The sequence below is a fragment of the Rubritalea spongiae genome (genome assembly GCF_042652385.1).
Taxonomy (GTDB): domain Bacteria; phylum Verrucomicrobiota; class Verrucomicrobiia; order Verrucomicrobiales; family Akkermansiaceae; genus Rubritalea; species Rubritalea spongiae.
The window spans coordinates 1,607,631-1,622,225 of record NZ_JBHSJM010000001.1 but is presented as its reverse complement, the minus strand read 5'-3'; the positions used below and the strand labels follow the sequence as shown (position 1 = coordinate 1,622,225).

9 protein-coding genes are annotated in these 14,595 nt (G+C 50.1%); all 9 read right to left on the bottom strand.

Annotation, left to right across the window (positions count from 1 at the left end; all coding sequences use genetic code 11):
* Positions 1-243: 243 nt before the first annotated feature.
* The 9 genes from ACFPK9_RS07390 to ACFPK9_RS07350 all read right to left on the bottom strand — a co-directional run bounded on the left by ACFPK9_RS07390 (position 244) and on the right by ACFPK9_RS07350 (position 14,534).
* Positions 244-1,731 (bottom strand): FecR domain-containing protein, encoded by a 1,488-nt coding sequence (locus tag ACFPK9_RS07390; RefSeq protein ID WP_377094202.1) that lies wholly within the window; start codon positions 1,729-1,731, stop codon positions 244-246.
* Positions 1,728-2,273, bottom strand: a complete 546-nt coding sequence (locus ACFPK9_RS07385) for a sigma-70 family RNA polymerase sigma factor (protein ID WP_377094201.1) — start codon at positions 2,271-2,273, stop codon at positions 1,728-1,730. Before ACFPK9_RS07385 ends, ACFPK9_RS07390 begins: the two co-directional genes overlap by 4 nt.
* Before the next feature lie 438 nt (positions 2,274-2,711).
* The gene (locus ACFPK9_RS07380; protein WP_377094200.1) at positions 2,712-4,199 is read right to left on the bottom strand and encodes a sulfatase family protein; all 1,488 of its coding nucleotides are present in this window, start codon (positions 4,197-4,199) and stop codon (positions 2,712-2,714) included.
* A gap of 126 nt (positions 4,200-4,325) precedes the next feature.
* A complete protein-coding gene (locus ACFPK9_RS07375; protein ID WP_377094199.1) occupies positions 4,326-7,925 on the bottom strand; it encodes a sulfatase-like hydrolase/transferase in 3,600 nt (1,199 codons plus the stop codon).
* Between the two features lie 158 nt (positions 7,926-8,083).
* Positions 8,084-8,764 carry a PEP-CTERM sorting domain-containing protein gene (locus ACFPK9_RS07370; protein WP_377094198.1) on the bottom strand — a complete coding sequence of 227 codons (681 nt, stop codon included), beginning with the start codon at positions 8,762-8,764 and terminating at the stop codon, positions 8,084-8,086.
* A 144-nt stretch (positions 8,765-8,908) separates the two neighbouring features.
* On the bottom strand, positions 8,909-10,672 hold the full coding sequence (locus tag ACFPK9_RS07365; RefSeq protein ID WP_377094197.1) for a protein kinase domain-containing protein: 1,764 nt from the start codon (positions 10,670-10,672) through the stop codon (positions 8,909-8,911).
* A 3-nt stretch (positions 10,673-10,675) separates the two neighbouring features.
* Complete coding sequence (locus tag ACFPK9_RS07360) at positions 10,676-11,311, bottom strand: sigma-70 family RNA polymerase sigma factor (protein ID WP_377094196.1); 636 nt, start codon at positions 11,309-11,311, stop codon at positions 10,676-10,678.
* A gap of 116 nt (positions 11,312-11,427) precedes the next feature.
* The gene (locus tag ACFPK9_RS07355; protein ID WP_377094195.1) at positions 11,428-12,858 is read right to left on the bottom strand and encodes a sulfatase family protein; all 1,431 of its coding nucleotides are present in this window, start codon (positions 12,856-12,858) and stop codon (positions 11,428-11,430) included.
* A 296-nt stretch (positions 12,859-13,154) separates the two neighbouring features.
* On the bottom strand, positions 13,155-14,534 hold the full coding sequence (locus ACFPK9_RS07350) for a sulfatase (protein ID WP_377094194.1): 1,380 nt from the start codon (positions 14,532-14,534) through the stop codon (positions 13,155-13,157).
* Positions 14,535-14,595 lie beyond the last annotated feature (61 nt).

Genomic DNA, 14,595 nt, shown 5'->3' with positions numbered 1-14,595 from the left:
GGACTTAGGATGCATCGCGTTGTGGCGCTGTCGCGATGGGGATCGATGGGGATCGATGGGTGAGCCGTTAGGCTGGGGAGGGACGCCCCGCTCCGCGCTGTCTAGCAGAGTGGTTGTCTTGATGGCATAAAGGCGCGAAGATGTGAGAGGAGTTAAGGAAAGCCAGTGGTGTCACATTTCAGAGCAGAAGAAGGGGGCATTGCTGGAGGTCAGCGGAGAGGTGTCCCAACCATTTTGGGAGGCTTAGAAGCGGTGAGGGCTTTCTGCTGGGCCTAGTTTTGTAGGCGGAGTGGAGCCTTCGCGTTTGAGAACTATCTTGTCGAGTTCCACGCTGTTAGTGCGGAGGGATAGGGAGAGGGTATGGAAGCCTGGTTTGGGGATTTTGAGCACTGTAGTTTCGGTGCTTCTTTTGTCTCCGTGGAGTCGTTCCTGGCTGATGGTTTTTAGTCTCTCCCACTTCCATGCATCGAGGAGATGGCCGCTGAAGATGGCTTCGGACCATTGCCATTGAGTTGCTTCGGATGCGACGCCTAGGACGGTGGAATTGTTGAGCCAATCATGGTTGACGCAGGCAAAAATGGCATTGTCTTGTGGAGTGGTGGTGCGTGCGCGGACCCAGATTTTGTAGTTACCTGGGGTATGGAAGTAAGTGCGATAACTCAGGGTGGGGCCTTTTCCTCCATCCCATTCTGGAGTTGAGGAATTGGTCGGCTCGGAGTTTATAGTTTCAGCGAGGGCAATGGCTGGTGGCCGTTTTTCCCATTGGTAGCCGGCAACTTTGTTGTCGCGGCGATAGAAGTGTTCTGCCTCGATGGTGAGTGCTCCATTGTTTTCTTCAAAGCTTAATCCGCCTGCTTGGTGAGTGAGAGTACCTTTGGTATCGACAGTGGCAAATTCTCCCGCAGTGACGCGTTTGGTTAGTGGAGCATTGAGGGCTTTGAAGTTGACCGAGCCTTTTTCCATCACGATTTGGGTTTGCTCTTGATCGGAGGATAAGATGAAGCGCGTTCCGAGAACGGTGATTTCGGCTTGGGGTGTTTGGACGATTAAGGGAGCTTCGGATGGCTGTTTGGCGATGTCACAGAGTAGTGAGCCGCGCTGGAGTATGATTCGTTTGGATCCATTATTGGCAGTGACTTTCAGTTCAGTATTCTGTTTGAGAATAAGGGTGCTGGGGTCGTCGATAAAGCTGATGTGGAGTTCTTGTTGTTCCCCGGTCGTGATGTGGTCGCCGGTAAAGAGTGCTTGGTCTTGTGCTACGTTTAGTTGTTGGTCGGCTCGAAGAATGGAAGCTCCTTCAGCTGTTTGTGTGATGGTGGCGATGGGAAGGGGCGCTTCGGCGATCGGTCTGCTGAGATAGAGTCCGACGAGAAATGCGATACTTGCGGCTGTAGCGAGGGTGAAAGCGATGAGCGCGGTTTTTCTACTGGCTGGCTTAGGTCGAGTGGTCTGGAGTGTTTGAGCTTGGGTGATACGCTCGATAATTTTGTCTTCGTGCTCTTGCAAGAAGGTGTTGGCGCCTACAACCATGCCCACTTTGTCGGCGACTTCAGAGCAATCAGAGTCGGGACAGCCTGCGGCAAAGAGGAGGCCTTTCGTATGTAGTTCGGCGGCTAAAATACATCGGAGCTCTGGCTCCTGCGTTAAACGGTTGCGAAGCTGTTCGAGTTCGGTTGCCGAGATGCTATTGTCCCAGATTTTTTCAATGAGTACGACAATTTCTAGATTCATGTGCGCAGCCCACTTTCTATGCATTTGCGGAGAACGATTCTTAATCGGTGAAGGATGACGCTTACCGAGTTTTCCGTTCTCTGCAGTTTTTGTGCGAGATCGATGACGGAGGAGCCTCCAAAATAGCGCGACTTGATGATGTTGCGGTTTTTTTCAGGAAGGAGTTCGATGCATTCTCTGAGGTTTTGAATGCGTACGTGGTCTTGGTCATTGTAGTTTTCGTCGATTGCCGTGGCGAGTTGCTCGATGACTTCGATTTTGAGTTGCTCTTTGCGGTCTTTATCGCGGTAGATCTTGCGCAGGTGCATTCTCAATTTGTTACGGGCGATGCCATAGATCCAGGCGCGGAAGTTCGAGTCAACTTCGTAGCGTTCCAAGCTATTGTAGGCGCCAATGAAGGTTTCTTGGACGAGATCGTCTACGGTTTGATAATCCGATAGGTTACTAGCAAGGTAGGCTCTGACTTCAGGTCCATAGCGTTTCACAACTTCGCGGAATGCGTTGGTGTCGCCATCTAGAACCTGTTGTACTGCTTCTTTCATATTCTGGGATCCGATTTACTCCTAAAAACAGAACGATGGTAAATCTGCTCTTTTATTTGCATGATCACTCATAACCTTACAGGGAATAGTGATTTTTTTCAGGGTTTCTTATTATCGGGAGAGTGTTCTCGCTACTACCGATTGAAGCGAAAGAGTCCACTGTATTACATTTGCGTATGTGGGTGCTGATTGCGGGCGGTTGTCTTTCGCTAAGGTTTTACAACGGGGCTGTACTTCGGGGCTAAACGTATCAAAACGACACGTATGCTTTTGGGAGTATTTTAGGAACAAGGCGCGGCACGATACCTTCTAGATAAGTATACAAAATTCATCTCTCTAGATAGAGTTGAAGGTAGGTAAGGTCGCTTATTTAAATAGCTCAAGCCGGTGAAATGCACCGGCTTGAGGAGAAAGATAGTAGTGAGATGTGATTAGGGCTTACTTTTTCTTGCCTTTAGTTTGTTTGATTTCTTTTTCTTGCCAAGGGATGGAGCGATCGAAGAGTGGGCCGTATTTCTCGTAAGGTTCTTCAGCATTGGCGACCCAGTGCTTGAGGGCATTGTCGTATTTTTTACGCATTTCTTCGAGCATCGGAGCGGCTTCGGGATTTTTTGCGAGATTGGTAAGTTCTAAGGAATCCTTACCGAGGTGGAAGAGGTCTTCAGTTGGCTCCATGGTCTTATCACCGTACCACCAGTAGGAGTATTTGAGGTCCTTGGTGATGACCGTGAGATGCTTTGTCGGGGTCGTTCCGTAGAGGTTCATGAAGGCGAGCTCCTTGTGGATTTCAGCTTTCGGATCTTGAAGAACAGCAAGGAGGCTTTTGCCGTCCATGTTTTCAGGGATTTCCAAGCCAGCGAGAGTGAGGATGGTGGGGGCAAAGTCGATGTTGCCCGTCAGTGAGGAGGTGCGCAGACCTTTGCCGGAGTTAGGGCTACGTGGATCATAGATCATCAATGGAGCACGTGCTGATTCCTCGAGAGGAAGTACTTTCGAGCCATAGCCGTGGGCGCCGCAGAGGAAGCCGTTATCACTGGTGTAGATGATGACGGTGTTGTCTGCAACGCCTTGTTTTTCGAGCTCGTCTCGGATCATGCCGAGGGCTACGTCAATAGCATAAATTTGTTGGTAGTAGGTGGCCATGACTTTGTCGTAGTCGTCGTCATAGCCCCATTGCTCGAAGCGTTCCCATTGGCGTCCGGTCTTGCTCTGAGGTGAGAGATGGTCGGCGTGTTCGCGACCGTAGTTGGCTGGTCTCGTGAATGTTTTACCTTTATAAATATGGTCAAACTGTGGGTCTGGCGTCGCTGGTTTGTGTGGTGCTTTAAAACTGATGGAGAGGCAAAATGGCTTGTTGGCTTCCTTGGCCTGGCGGATGACATCTTGGCCGAATGCGCCGTAGGAAAGGGTGGAGTGCGGATACTTTTTAGCGTATTTCGCCATCGATGGGTTTCTGGCCGTCTTGTATTGAGTTTGTCCTTTGGAACCACCCCAGATATCGAAATCGCTTTCGGGCATGCCCTGCTTTCCATTGGGTCCTAGCCCATAGACATCCATGCCGAACTTGCCTGCAAAGGCTGTGAGATAGCCGGCTTCGCGCAGCAGGACGGGGTAGGATTTCGCCCAGATTTCAGGCTTCATGTGACCGTGTTCAAAGTTCGTACCCGTCTTGTATTCATACATCCCTGTAAAGGCGGTGGCGCGACTGGCCATACATATCGCTGTGGTATTGTAGTGCTTGTCAAAGATCATTCCATCTTTGCCAAGCTTGTCCATGTTAGGGGTTTGGACTTCATCGTTGCCGTAGATTCCGATCGAACTAAAGTTTTGATCGTCGGCCATGAGGTAGATGATGTTGGGTTTTTCGTTTGCTGTGGCGATGCCGACAAGCGTGAGTAAGGGGATAAGTAGGTGGGTTAATTTCATAAGATGAGTCGTTTAGAAATGCTAACAGACAGAATATTACGTTATCAGCGTAATATTCTGTCTGCTAAAGTGCTTTTTTTTAACCAAGCTCAGATATGAAGTCCAGCTCCTAGCTGGTGTGAGTGTTTATTGCTCTAGCTGTATCCGCCAGAAGGCTCGATCCTCGGAGCTTTCTACGTTGACGTCGAGTTCCATGGGGGATTGGTTGAGGAAGGGGATGTTTTCGACTTCTTGCCACGCATTGCTTATGCCGAGGTCTGTGGATTTTTCAATGCGGTAGTGTTGCCCCGGAGTGCCCTGAACCTGCAAGCTGGCGCTGCCAAATCCTGAGAAGTGAGTGATTTTTAGGTCTGGCGTGTGAGCTTCTGCGGATTGGGATACGGCGAATTGGAGAGTGGCATTGAGTGCGACTTCGTCACCCGTTTGGTCGCCCTTACTGCCGACGACAAAACTGATAGTGTCGTTGGCTGCGACAGTGATATCGCTGAGGTTGAAGGTGCCATCCGCTTCAAGCAATCGGCCATTGGCGCCGCTTGCTGTGAAGAGTTCGGTGTTGTTGTGGAACACGTGGACTGTGACAGAGTTATCGGAAGTTCCACCAATGAGGTCGCGGAAGCTCCCAGTGATGCTGGCCTGAGTTTTTCCGTACAAGACATCGTTAGGGTCGATGGTGTAGCGGGCAATGATGTAGTCACGGGATGGGTCAGCATCAGGTGTCAGGAGGAGGTCTGAGCCTTCGTTTGCCGCGTTTCCGGTGTTCCCTGAATTAATGACATAGGTTCCTGCTGAGGCGTTGCCGATTAATCCTGCAGGGGTGGAGCCTGTGCCGAGGAATCCAGTGTTTGCTTCGGTGCCGACGGGGGAACCGGCAACGAGTGCGAACTCCATACCGCCTGTGGCTTCAGAGGAATAGAGGTATTGCCAATTCGCTGGCAGGGTGTTGCCATCGAGGAAGGAACCTGCTGCGCTGATGCCATTGGCTCCGAACAAGGTTGCGCCCCGTCCTTTTTCAGCTTGTGAGAGGCTATTCCAATCGGGAACGTAATTGTAATCGGAGTTGAGGTTTACGATGGTGGGCACTTCTGGGAAGAGTGTTCCAGTACCGCGCTGGCCAGTGCCCATGACGAGAGCTCCAGTAGTTGGATCCGCATCGCCGAGCTCGAGACGAATCGCATCCGCGAGGGCGCTGAGTTCCGATACGATGCTAGGATAGGACGATGAGACGTCATCGCTTTCGTCTGGATCGGTAGACAGATCGTAGAGCTGGTATGTGGATGGTGGTGGTTGGATTTGATCCCACCATGGGAGTTGGTAGACGGTACGTGGTAGATGGAGTTTCCAGTCGCCTTTGCGGACACATTGAAGATTGTCACCAGAATAATAGTAAAAGACGGCATCTTCATCGCGAGCGATAGTTTGATTCTGGAGGAGGGGGACTAAGCTTGTGCCATCGTAGACGCGGTTGGCATCGAGTGATTCACCAATCAATTCAGTGACTGTCGGGAAAAGGTCCATAGCCCAGACCTGAGTGGTCAGCGTTTCCTCTGACGGTGTTTCAGGGGTTTGCCCTTTCCAATACATGATGAATGGAACGCGGTGGCCGCCTTCCCAAGTGACGTACTTGGAACCACGGAAGGGTGCATTGCCGTAGCTAGCTGGAGGGACGGCGCCATTGTCGGAGGTGAAGACGATGAGAGTATTTTCGAGAATGCCATTGGCTTCGAGCTCAGCGACCATTTGGCCGATGGCCCAGTCGACTTCTTTAATCACATCGGAGCGGGTGCCGTTGCCTGTGGCTCCGTCAAAGACATTGCCTTCGCTATAGGGTGTATGGGGGTAATTGTGGGCGTAATAGAGGAAGAATGGGCGGTGGCTGTTGTCACGAATGAGTTCACGCACGCGCTTGTTGTAGCGTGCTGAGAGCGTCTGTTGAGGGAAGCTAACGGATTCGATATGACTTTCATTATACAGCGTTCCTCCATTGCCATGGGTGCCGTAGTAGTGGTCAAATCCTTGATTGTAGGGGAGGAAGATTGGTTCGACGCCTAAGTGCCATTTGCCGACCATGCTGGTCTTGTAGCCTTGGCTTTTGCATTGTTCCGCGATGGTGATTTCGTCTGGATCGAGCCCTAGGAACCAATGGTTCTCGTTCGGATGGTTGACGGCCATTGGGATGCCACAGCGCGATGGGTAGGCGCCTGTAAGGAAGGCTGCTCGGGAGGGTGAACAGACATTGGAGGGAAGGACGAAGTTGGTGAACTGCATGCCACCTGTGGCGAGGGCGTCGAGGTTGGGGGTATCGACGCGTGTGGCGCCATAGCAGGAAATGTCACTGTATCCCATGTCGTCCATGAGGATGAAGATCACATTAGGGCGGTCAGTGGCCGCGCGCGGTGGCGTGGGTGCTGCGTCGCGGATTTGAACATCGTTGAGCCAAAACCCTTGGTTGCCTGTGTTCGTGCCGGTGATTTCCCAACGCAGGCTCGTGAGAGTGGTGGCGCTGTTAAGGATAGTGCCTGACTGTGGTGTTAAGCTGGAGCCGCTGAAGGAGACTTGATCACCTGATAGAACGATGCGGAAATCTTGTAGACCAGTGGGAGTGCTAGTTGTGTTGATGTGCTTGAGCGGTGTGAAGCCCATCGCGAGGTCACCTTCAGTGGCCGTCGCTGTGATGAGGTTGTTGGTGTTGGAGGAATGCGCTTGATACTTGAGACGGAAAATCTCGGTTGAGCCATCGTAGCCAATCACGGTGGTGTGCTTGTCATTGGAAGAGGACGCGCGGGTGGAGAGCATGTCGAAGTTAATAGCGATCGGGTGGGTGGAGAAATCGATCCCAGATCCATCGATGGCGAGCTCAAGGTATGAGCCTTGGAGTGAGGCGCCATCTACGCCGTAGACGGTTCCCCCAACAAGGGTCTCGCTGGCGTTAAAGAAGCTCGTGCTCGGGAGTGAGCCTCCCCAATTGGCTCCGATCGTCATGTCGTCGAGATCGTCAAAGCTGGCGGCGCTATTTGCTTCCGTCGGGCTGAAGTAGACGATCACATCGTCTGCAGGGAGCTCTGGTGTGGGTGGTGCGGGAGGTTGGGGGGGAGCGATGCTGGTAGCGACAAGAGCTAACTGGGCGACGCCCGATTGGCGGATGTCGTCGGTGAGGGTGATCTCGAGTTCGCCGTTTGTAGAGCTTAGGCTGTTGAAGTAGATGTAGCCGTTTGCGGGAGTGCCGTCGGAAGTCTGGGTGCTCACGCCTGGGATGCTCCAAGTCGTGGAAAAGTTGCTGCCATTTGCGCTGCGCGCGAGAGCGGCTGAGAGATCGTAGTAAAGAGAGTCGTCGAGCCCAGTGAAGGTGAGGGTGATGGTGTCGTTGCCCGAACCATTATTTCCATTGGTGCTGAGAAAACCGTCCGAGTAGACGTCGGAATCGCTGGTATTGATTTCGGTTAAGCCGGAGGATGAGGCGACGTTACTTGCATTGTCGAAAGGGTTGGTAGCGGTGACTGTGAGGCCGACACCGAGGTTAGAACCATCAGAAGCGCGTACGAGATCAGCAATGGAGAGATTGCCGCTGTTAATGATATTGTAGTTGCCGCTGGCGGGAGTGGTGGCTCCGAAGTCGACGTGGATGACATCGCCTGTTTGGATAGCCGCCTGGAGGGGGGACGCTGTCAAACCAAGTAGAGAAGTCGTGAGACTAAGATATGTTAAGACTCTCTTGTGTGTTGGTATCATAGTGTCCATTAGTATAAAATGTATTGGTTTTGAAATGCTATTTTGAAGCGTGTTGGCTCTGCATAGCTGGATGTGTCCCCTAGTGGGTGTTTGATAATGTCAAAAAGAGCCCCCTGAAAATCAGGGGACCCTTCAAATATGAAAAAGTAAAATTCTGATTACTTGTTGCGGCGAAGAATCAGCGCGAGACCTCCGAGTCCAAGAAGAGCAGCGCTGCTTGGCTCAGGAACCGCAGTAACTGCTGTGAGGCTGAGTTGGGCAAGGCCAGATTGGCGTAAGTTATCAGTAAGTGTGATGGTCAGGGTGCCTGGAGCTGTCGTTTCTACACCGAGAAACTCAACGTAACCACCAGCTGCGGTACCATCAGCAGTTTGTGTTGTCTCACCTGAAATCACCCAGTCTGTGTCGAAGTTTTCACCTCCTGATGTGCGAGCAAGTCCACCAACGATGTCGTATCTGAGGCTGTCGTCTAGTCCAGTGAAGGTGATGGTGATAGTGTCATTGCCTGCTCCGTTATTGCCAGCGGTACTGAGTAATGTGTCGACATAGACATCTGCGTCAGATGTGTTGACATTAGTAAGTCCTGCAGTGGAAGCAATAGCGCCACCGCCATCGTAGGGATTGGTTGCTGTGACAGTAAGCCCGACACCTGTCGTGCTTCCGTCAGTGAAGCGTACTGTGTCAGCAATAGAAAGGGCTGAGGAGTTAATGGTGTTATAGTTGCCAGTGGCAACAGTGTTTCCGAAGTCCACGAAGATTTGGTCTCCAGCGATAATAGCCGCTTGGGCAGAGCTCGCAAGCGTGAGGGCTAGTGCAGGTAGTAGAAGTTTTTTCATCATCTATTTGAGGATTAATTGTGTTTGTTTAGTGGATCATGGCGGAGTGCAACTGATCCATCTACCTGCTTAATCGAAACGGAATCCGATTTTTGGACACGTTAACGTGAAAAAAGAAAAATGAACGCATTGGCCTCGGTGCGCGACTTATCTAAAGAGAACTTCACATTGGGGTGTCGGTCTAAATAAGCCCACATTGTCGCGATGGTACTGAGTGTCATCCAGAATGAGTCGACGCATTGGGAGGGTCGCAAGCAAGTTGAAAGCTTTAAAGTGTCGGTTTTTTAATGAAAAGGTGTTTTTTAAGGTTGGGTTGCCAGATAAATTGAGCGTTTTCGTGCGTGTTGCATATTTGAACTGTAGATCTTCTATCTGTGCAGTTTCTTTGAGCATGAATGCAACCAGTTTGCTGTGCTCTTTTGGGGAGCGTATTTTCGCATCGTATTTCAGCATGTAGAGACGCAAAAAGTCTCGGTGTGGGAGCTGAGAAAAGATGTGGATGAGCTGAGAGGTGTCTATGCGACTACTGGTTGGTTGTGCATCAGCAATGTCGATGAGGTCTTGTGCGCCTTTCCACTGGCTCGCTTCTAGATAAAATGCGGCTTCTTCGAATTGCTGTAGGACAAAATAAATGACACCGAGTCGTCGGCTCGCTTCTAGGTTGTTGGGGTCGCGCTCCAGAGCAGCACGCGCACTTTTAAGAGCTTGGTCAAAATCAAAGTTAATCATCTGTCCTTGGGCGAGCAAGAAGAGGGTGTCGGAAAAATCTTGGTTGGCTTTCCTTGCTTTTCTCCTAGCAGCAATGACGTCATTGAGCCGTGTTTCAGCAATAGTCCGCTGGGATTCTGCTTCTATCTTAGCTGCGACTGCTTGTGATTCACTTTGTTTAATAGCGTGAACGTAGTAGAAGGAGGAGCAAAGTAAGACGAGTAGAGCACTTGTTGTGATTGCTGTGAGAGCCTTGTTCCTGATGCAGAAGAGGCGAAGTTTCGTCCAAGGGGGGGCCTCCTCTACGAGTGTGGCAAACCCGTTTCTGTATGCTTCTACTTCCTGCTGGAGTTCAGATGCGGATTGATAGCGGTCACTGGGACTTTTTGCTAATACTTTGACGAGTAGGGGAACGAGACGTGATGGAATACTCGGTCTATCGAACTGGTTTAAAGTTCCGTTCTGAGTGTTTTCCAATATTTCATCACGTGTCTTTCCAGCAATCGGAGGCTCGTTCGTGAGAAGAAAATAGAGAATGGCACCGAGTCCAAAAATATCTGAAGTGGGTGCTTTTTTATAATCAAAGGCAGCCTGCTCTGGAGCCATGTAACCGAGGCTGCCCTTGATCAAGTCTGGACGCTTAGGGGCTTTGATTAAATCAGCTTCGGGTTGTTTCTGAATGCTCGAGGCAAGCCCCCAATCAGCCAGCAGTACCTGACCGTGTTTTCCAATACTCACATTGTCAGGTTTGAGATCGAGATGTAAGACATCGCGCTCATGGGCATAGCTAACAGCATCACAGAGTTGTACAAAAATTTCGAGTCTCTCAGCGAGAGTGGGGCTATTCGCTGATTCTATAAGCTCGGTAAGCGTGTGTCCTGAGTTGAGCTCCATGGTGAACCAAGGAAGTCCCTTTTGAATCCCAACATCATAAATCCGAATGATGTTGGGGTGTTCGAAGCTTGAAGCAATCTGGACTTCTCGGAGGAAGCCAATGGCCTCTTCTAAGTTAAATGTGCCTTCACGCATTTGGGCAAATGCCACGTCACGTGCGCAATGGGTATCGGTGACCTTGTATACTACTTTTGAGACTCCTTTACCTACGAGCTGGTAATCAATATACCTTTCCGCTTCGAGTAGCTCATGGATATGAATTTCTTGATCATAGAAATCATTGAGATGCTGTTCAAAAGATTCGCTCATGGCTTATTCTAGATCGTTGCGTAGTCGTCGAATTTCTACGACTAGGTGCTCTTTAACGCGATTTTTGATGCGGTAGATCGTATTTTCTTTGAGGTTGAATTGTTCTGCCAGTTGTTGAACGGAGCTTCCTTTGAGGGCATTTTGAAAGACTTCAATGCTTTGAGTCGTGAAGGTTTCTTGTATATTTTTTAAGGCTTTTTGACAGAGGTAAGACTTCCATTCCTCATGCATGAGCTGGTCGAGTAGATCGGTGTCCCCAAGTTCTGAATCAAAGTATTTCTTGATACGCTTTTGTTCTGAATTTTTGGATCTGAAATAGCTTAGGGCAGTGTTTCGGATGACAGAATAGAGCCAAGTCCTAAATTTAACTTCATGGGGTTTGTAGTCGAATTTTGGAAGCTGCTTCCACAAAATAAGGAGGATGTCTTGACTTAGGTCATCCACTTCATTTGGCTTCACACCCACCTTGACAAGGATGGAGGTGATATAGTCCTGATAGGCCGTGGAAAAAGTTTTCCATGCATCTTGATTTTCAGGGTCCTGGACACGTTGGATCAGTGTGAGCCTAGTGGTATTCATTGGGAAAGCAGGATAGTAGCTGTGCTTAGATGCACGATCGTATACCGATTCGTGGCTCATTTGCTACCCTCGAATTATAGAGAGCTATCTGTTAGGCTCTGAAAATATTCGCAGTCAGTGAGCTGACTGGCTTATGTGATACATGCTCTGGGGCGGTTGTGCTATGCGCTGAGACCTTACAGATTCTGGTATTCTGGGTTCACGCATCTGCCCTTCCATCGTTTCATAGTGGCACGTAATCCTTCGGCGGATTCTGGCTCTTGTCCACGATCTTTGGTTTCGATGATCCACTGGTCGAGAATTTTGCGATGTTTCTTCAGCTCTTCTGCGTAGTCGGGATCGGTAGCGATATTTCGTGTTTGGTAAGGATCCGACTGTAGATCATAGAGCTCTTCGGCAGGGCGGTGAGGTGCGAAAAACCAAGCTTGTGCTTCATTGAGTTTACCCTCGGCGAAGAGCTGTTTGAGTAGCTTGGTGTAGGGCTTTGTATCACGGTATTGAGGCTGCATGTAGGGGCGGTCAGTGAGGCCGTTGCGGATGTAACGGAAATTGTCAGTGCGTACTGTACGGATGCGATCGATCGTAAAATCACAGCGGTCACGTGCGCCAATGACAAAATCGCGGTGGAAGTCAGGGGCGAAGAGATTTTCACCTTCCATATACTCTGGGATGCTGATCCCGGCGAGGGCGAGGCTGGTTGAGGAGATGTCGATTCCATTGACCAAGTCAGTGCGTGCTTTGCCTGAGTTGATGGCCTCGGGTTTGCCGTACCAAGTGATGGTGAGGGGGACGTGAAGGCCTCCGTCGTAGCAAAATTGCTTGTCGCGCAGTCCATTGTTCCAACCATGGTCTGAGAAGACGAAAACGATGGTGTTTTCTAGCAATTCATTTTCTTTTAGTTTAGCAATGATTTCACCGACTTCGCGATCCATGACTCTGGCGGTGTCGTGATGGCGCGCCCATATCTTACGTATTTCAGGGTGGTTAGGGTAATAAGGGGGAAGTGTTACGGAGTCTGGGTCAAGGGAAGTAATCTTGGCTCTGCTTTTTCCGCCTTTGAGCTGGATTTGACCAAAGAAGGGTTGATTGGACTGTAGTGTATCAAAGCTAATACTCAGTCCTGAATGGCCTTGGGCGAAGTTTTTCTTGTACTCGCCGTTGTAGAGCTTTTGGCGATCATAGGAAAAATTGTAGTCGTCTTTACCTTGGTTGAAGGTGAAATAGCCGGCTGCTTTGAAGAGTTCGGGTAGGGTTCTTACTCCAGCTGGGAGCTGAATTTGTGAATCAGGTGTGCGGGAGCTACGGTGATTGTGGATCCCTAAAGAGGTCTGCATGCAGCCAGTTATGAGAGCGGAACGCGTGGCAGAGCATACTGGGGCTGGCATGAAGGCCCGGGTAAAAAGGACGCCGTCCTTGGCGAGTTTATCGATATGAGGAGTTGGGTTCTGCTCGACTCCATAACAGCTCATTAAGGGGCTTTGGTCCTCAGCATAGATCCAGAGGATGTTGGGTTTTTCCGCTAATCCTAGAGAGGAAAGGCAGACCAATGTGAGAATCGTCAATGAAGAACGGATGAGCGGGAGCTTTGGGCGTGTGATGTGGTCCATGGTAGAATTTAACGATCACGAGGGATACGCTTGCGGCGGGTCATTCTGTCAGCGCTCCAATTGAAACTCTGGTCTCTGTTGTGATTGTTTGTTGTTTTTTGCTCTTATTGCGTAGTTGTTGGACATATTTTGCAATCAGTCTGCGTAGACAATGGGTCGATCATCATTCATCCTGCATTCGAAATTAACCAAGAGAGAGGTTTATTTCTTCATATGTTATGGAGGGGCCCCTGGATGTACTTTCAGGGGTCTTTCTATGTAAGGTCGGTGGTGTTTACTGACCGACTTTATAATTACTAATCCATTACTGGTGGCATCTTGGCATCTACTTTCTTTAGCCAAGCATAGAGTTTGGCGCGCATGCGTTGTGCGAGTTCTGGATTTTCTGTGAGCACATTCTTTTTCTCCATTGGGTCTTGTTTGAGATTGAAGAGTGCGTCTGGGATGGTGCCGTGACCTTTGTAGAGTTTCCAGTCATCCATTAAAATCGCAGAGCCCATGAAGTATTTTACGTCTGGGCGATTATGTGGGTAGTGCCAGTAAAGAGCATCGCGATCGAGATCGTCAGCACCTTGGAAAAGCGGTTTGAGGTCGAGCCCTTCTAGCTGGGTGATTTCCTTTGTAGATCCTCCTGCTGCGTGCACAAAAGTTGGGAAAAAGTCCATCGAGTTGACTGGGGTGTCTGTGCTGGTTCCTCCTTGGATCACTCCCGGCCAGCTCACTACCATCGGGACGCGAATGCCACCTTCTAACAACGATCCCTTTTTGTCGTGCAACCATTGAGTTGGCTTGTGGCCTCCATTGTCGGAATAGAAGACAAGCATGGTGTTTTTTTCTGAGCCCGTTGCCTTCACAGCATCCAGCACTTTACCCACAGCATTATCCATACTCTCTAGCATTGCTAAATAACGATCCCCGCCATTTTTTGCCACAAGATCCTTTGGCGCTTTAATGGGGGTATGGACTTGATAGAACCACAGTGATAGGTGGTAGGGATTGTCCTTATTGGTTTTGATAAAAGTCACCGCTTCATCGGCGAGGCGCTCAGTAAGGTATTCGTCTTTCTGACGATTTGGGATAGTCCCATTTTTATAGGGGTCGAACCACGACTTCGGTTGGCCGTAGGCGCAGCCGCCAAGATTACTATCAAAGCCGAAATGCTCAGGGTGGTACTGGCTGTCGACGATTCCATCTTTCGTCGCGACCGACCCTTCACCAGCCAAGTGCCACTTTCCAATGAACGCTGTGGCGTAGCCTTGCTTTTTTAATTCACGTGCATAGCTGGGCATCTCTAGGGGAAGATGATTGAGCGATTCGGCATCGCGTGGTCCACCCTTTGGTGCCTTGCGCTCATTGCCCGCCTTGCCAGGAATATGCGTGGTGAGACCGATTTGGGCTGGCGACATGCCTGTGATGCATGCGGCGCGCGTGGGTGAGCAGACTGTCGCTGCTGAGTAGGCACGGGTAAAAACCATGCCACTTTCGGCTAGACGTTGGAGGTTGGGCGTATTGATTTTAGGATTACTTCCATCGTAGTCGACCCAGCCGGGGCCGAGATCGTCAGCCATGATGAAGATGATATTGGGCTTAGTGGTATCTGCACGTCCTTGAGGTGCCAAAAGGCTGGTGAAAGCCAAACCGATGAGGGTGAGTTGGAAGTAATGTTTAAGGTTCATCCTGTTTAAACTACGAAGATTAAAAAAGCGTGGCCTAAGAAGGAACCACGCTTTGGTAGGG

What these genes read in the sequence shown, in the direction of transcription:
- ACFPK9_RS07390 (WP_377094202.1), bottom strand. Translation starts at nt 1,731, where the DNA reads ATGAATCTAGAAATTGTCGTACTCATTGAAAAAATCTGGGACAATAGC.
- ACFPK9_RS07385 (WP_377094201.1), bottom strand. Translation starts at nt 2,273, where the DNA reads ATGAAAGAAGCAGTACAACAGGTTCTAGATGGCGACACCAACGCATTC.
- ACFPK9_RS07380 (WP_377094200.1), bottom strand. Translation starts at nt 4,199, where the DNA reads ATGAAATTAACCCACCTACTTATCCCCTTACTCACGCTTGTCGGCATC.
- ACFPK9_RS07375 (WP_377094199.1), bottom strand. Translation starts at nt 7,925, where the DNA reads ATGATACCAACACACAAGAGAGTCTTAACATATCTTAGTCTCACGACT.
- ACFPK9_RS07370 (WP_377094198.1), bottom strand. Translation starts at nt 8,764, where the DNA reads ATGATGAAAAAACTTCTACTACCTGCACTAGCCCTCACGCTTGCGAGC.
- ACFPK9_RS07365 (WP_377094197.1), bottom strand. Translation starts at nt 10,672, where the DNA reads ATGAGCGAATCTTTTGAACAGCATCTCAATGATTTCTATGATCAAGAA.
- ACFPK9_RS07360 (WP_377094196.1), bottom strand. Translation starts at nt 11,311, where the DNA reads ATGAGCCACGAATCGGTATACGATCGTGCATCTAAGCACAGCTACTAT.
- ACFPK9_RS07355 (WP_377094195.1), bottom strand. Translation starts at nt 12,858, where the DNA reads ATGGACCACATCACACGCCCAAAGCTCCCGCTCATCCGTTCTTCATTG.
- ACFPK9_RS07350 (WP_377094194.1), bottom strand. Translation starts at nt 14,534, where the DNA reads ATGAACCTTAAACATTACTTCCAACTCACCCTCATCGGTTTGGCTTTC.